The sequence below is a fragment of the Streptomyces sparsus genome, from assembly GCF_054776295.1.
The window spans coordinates 1-4,040 of record NZ_BAAHCA010000436.1; the positions used below are offsets into that span (position 1 = coordinate 1).

Here is a 4,040-nt window from a genome sequence, read left to right on the forward strand (position 1 = left end):
CCCCCGCGACCCCGGCCAGCGCGCCGGCCACCGCGCCGCCGAGCATGTTCGCCGGGATGACCTGCGCGGGCCGGGCCGCGGCGAACGGGATCGCACCTTCGGAGATGCCGAAGAAGCCCATGAAGAGCGCGGCCACGCCGGTTTCCCGCTCCTGCTGGTTGTAGAGCTTGCGGCGCAGCACGGTGGCCAGTCCCTGGCCGAGCGGCATCACCGGGATCGCCGCGGCGCACATGCCCATCACGGCCAGGTTGCCGGACGCGATCAGCCCGGCGCCGAAGAGGAACGCGGTCTTGTTGACCGGGCCGCCCATGTCGAACGCGATCATCAGCCCGAGCAGCGCGCCCAGCCAGATCGCGTGGGTGCCCGTCATGCCGGAGAGCCAGTCCGTCAGGTTCTCGAAGACCCACGCGATCGGCCGGCCGATCACGGAGATGACGAAGAGGCCCAGCGCCAGCGTCGAGACGATCGGGATCACGATGATCGGCATGATCGGCTGGACGAACGAGGGCACCTTGGCCTTCTTGATCCACCGCACCAGGTAGCCGGCCAGGAAGCCGGTGACGATGGCACCGATGAACCCGGCGCCCGCCTCGGAGTCGTACAGCGAACCGTCGTTGACGATCCACCCGGAGATCATTCCGGGCACCAGCGCCGGCCGGTCGCCGATCGCGTAGGCGATGTATCCGGACAGGATCGGCACCATCAGCTGGAAGCCGATCACCCCGATGTCGTTGACGTGCTGCCAGTACGAGCCGTCGGGAATGACCAGACCGCCGTCCGGCCGGGCCTCGCCGCCCAGCGCCAGCGACACCGCGATCAGCAGGCCGCCGACCACCACGAACGGGATCATGTACGAGACGCCGTTCATCAGGGCCTTGTACGTCGGGCCGCGCTCCCGGCCGCCGGCCGCCGCACCTGCCGCACCCGACCCGGCGCCCGAACCCGCGCCGGAGCCGCCCGCGCTGTGCACCGGCGCGCTGCGTACCCGCTCGATCAGCTGCTCGGGATGGCTGATGCCCTCCGAGACACCCACCGAGAGAACCCGCTTGCCGGCGAAGCGACTCAGGTCCACCTCGGTGTCGGCGGCGACGATCACGCCGTCCGCCTCCCTGACATCGTTGTCAGAAAGAACGTTCTCGACGCCGATCGAGCCCTGGGTCTCCACCTTGATGCGCACCCCGGCGGCCTCGGCGGCCTGAGCCAGCTTCTCGGCGGCCATGTACGTGTGCGCGATCCCGGTCGGGCACGCGGTCACCGCGAGCAGCCGCGGTTCCCGCTCGGCGCCTGTGCCCGCCTCGGCGGCGGGCTCGGCGGAGTTGGACATGGATAACTCCTCGCTTGTCCTGTTGCGTTCGGTTTCCCGCCTCGGACGCTGGCCGAAAACAGCCCCATTCTTGCCACCTCCTGTCTCACCGGGCAATCCGGCGGACACCGGCCACGGTGTAGATTCGGAAGGCACAGACGTCGCTGCTGATGGCGGTCGGGCGTCCCGCCGAGCGGGACAACCGAGGGAGAGAGGGCCTCCGACGGACTGCGCTGCGGCCGGGGCACCGGTGTGTCCGTAGGCTGTGCGGGGCGGGTCGCCGCTGCCGCGCCGTCCGCGCCTGCCCGCTGCCGCAGCCCAGCCCAGCCGTTCACCCTCGACCCAACCGAGGAGCAGCACGAATGACGACCCCGGAAACCACCCAGGACTTCAAGGTCGCGGACCTCTCGCTGGCCGCCTACGGCCGCAAGGAGATCACGCTCGCCGAGCACGAGATGCCCGGCCTGATGGCGATCCGCGCCGAGTACGCCGAGTCCCAGCCGCTCGCCGGCGCCCGCGTGACGGGTTCCCTGCACATGACCGTGCAGACCGCGGTGCTCATCGAGACCCTGGTCGCCCTGGGCGCACAGGTGCGCTGGGCCTCCTGCAACATCTACTCCACCCAGGACCACGCCGCCGCGGCCGTCGCGGTCGGCCCCGAGGGCACCGAGCAGGAGCCCGCCGGCGTCCCGGTCTACGCCTGGAAGGGCGAGACGCTCGAAGAGTACTGGTGGTGCACCGAGCAGGCGCTGACCTGGCCGGACTCCCCGACCGGCGGCCCCAACATGATCCTGGACGACGGCGGCGACGCCACCCTGCTCGTCCACAAGGGCGTCGAGTACGAGAAGGCCGGCAAGGCCCCGTCCCCGGACACCGCGGACAGCGACGAGCACCGCGTCATCCTGGAACTGCTCAACCGCACCCTCGCCGAGAGCCCGCAGAAGTGGACCCGGCTGTCCTCCGAGATCCGCGGCGTGACGGAGGAGACCACCACCGGCGTGCACCGGCTGTACGAGATGATGCAGGAGGGCTCGCTGCTCTTCCCCGCCATCAACGTGAACGACGCCGTCACCAAGTCGAAGTTCGACAACAAGTACGGCTGCCGCCACTCCCTTATCGACGGCATCAACCGCGCCACCGACGTGCTCATCGGCGGCAAGGTCGCCGTGGTCTGCGGCTACGGGGACGTCGGCAAGGGCTGCGCCGAGTCGCTGCGCGGCCAGGGCGCCCGCGTCATCATCACCGAGATCGACCCGATCTGCGCCCTCCAGGCCGCGATGGACGGCTACCAGGTCGCCCGCCTGGAGGACGTCGTCGAGACGGCCGACATCTTCATCACCACCACCGGCAACCGCGACATCATCATGGCCGCGGACATGCTGCGCATGAAGCACCAGGCCATCGTGGGCAACATCGGCCACTTCGACAACGAGATCGACATGGCCGGCCTCGCCGCGGTGCCGGGCATCGTCAAGGACGAGGTCAAGCCGCAGGTCCACACCTGGACCAAGCCCGACGGCCGCGTGCTGATCGTGCTGTCCGAGGGGCGCCTGCTGAACCTGGGCAACGCCACCGGCCACCCCTCGTTCGTGATGTCCAACTCGTTCGCGAACCAGACCATCGCGCAGATCGAGCTGTTCACCAAGCCCGAGCAGTACCCGACCGACGTCTACGTGCTGCCCAAGCACCTCGACGAGAAGGTCGCCCGACTGCACCTCGACGCCCTCGGCGCGCGCCTCACCGAACTGCGGCCCGAGCAGGCCTCCTACATCGGCGTCCCCGTCGAGGGCCCCTACAAGCCCGACCACTACCGCTACTGACCGACCGGCCACCACCGGTCCGAGACACCCGCACGAGGCGCGTTCGGCCCCCGCCCGGAATCCGGGCGGGGGCCCCGCCGTACCCGAGGACGCACATGCCCCGCGGCCGCTACTCACTGCACGACCCGCACGACCACACCCCGCTCGGCGAGGAGCACTTCCAGTGCGCCGCGGGCCCCTCCGGCTGGCGCTACGTGTCCCGCACCACCGACACCCGTGGCGCCGACTCCGGCTCGGTGGACCTCACCCTCGACGAACTCGGCCGCCCGCTCCGGCTCGAACTGCGCGCCTCCGGCTGGCAGGTGCGCGGCGCCGCCCTGGACGGGGTGACCTGGGTGCGTACCGACCCCGCCGGCGTGCACGCCCAGGAGGCCAACGTGCCCGCGCACACCTTCACCGGCACGTCCCCCGCCTTCCTCGTCGCCGCCACCCGCCTGCTGCGGCCCGCCCACGGCGACCCGGCCGTCCGCGTGCGGATGGTCGCCCTGACCGATCCGGTGCTGGCCCCGCGCACCCTCGACCAGGCCTGGGAACTGCTGGGCCGGGAGAGCCACGCCACCGACAGCGGCCCGCTCACCGTGGACCACTACCGGCTCAGCGACATCCAGACCGGTGAACAGCACTCGGTGCACCTGGCCGGCGACGTGGTGCTCGCCGCCCCCGGCATCGAGTTGGAGGACCTGGAGTCACCGCCGACGACCTTTCCCTGACCCGGGGGCCCATGTACGGCCGCGCGGGTGGGCGGGGCTGCGGGCCCTCGCGGCCGTAGCGTCCGGGCACCCAGGTGCTCGGGCTGTTAGGCGTTCGGGCTGCCGGTTGCTGGTGGGCCTCGCCCCGCCCCGCCGGGGCCGCCTCAGGACGGCGGTGCGAACCCGCCCGGTGAACGCGGCGCGCCCTCCGGCTGACCGGGCGACGTG

Annotated in this window: 3 protein-coding genes; 2 read left to right on the plus strand and 1 reads right to left on the minus strand. The window is 71.3% G+C overall.

Annotated elements, in window-relative coordinates; genetic code table 11:
• A partial coding sequence (locus tag ACYVE9_RS17980) for a PTS fructose transporter subunit IIC (RefSeq protein ID WP_461028900.1) occupies positions 1-1,324 on the minus strand: 1,324 nt, incomplete at its 3' end.
• 341 nt (positions 1,325-1,665) lie between these two features.
• Here ACYVE9_RS17980 and ahcY point away from each other — a divergent pair.
• A complete protein-coding gene (ahcY, locus tag ACYVE9_RS17985) occupies positions 1,666-3,123 on the plus strand; it encodes an adenosylhomocysteinase (RefSeq protein WP_461028901.1) in 1,458 nt (485 codons plus the stop codon).
• A 95-nt stretch (positions 3,124-3,218) separates the two neighbouring features.
• Positions 3,219-3,833, plus strand: a complete 615-nt coding sequence (locus tag ACYVE9_RS17990; RefSeq protein ID WP_461028902.1) for a hypothetical protein — start codon at positions 3,219-3,221, stop codon at positions 3,831-3,833.
• Positions 3,834-4,040 lie beyond the last annotated feature (207 nt).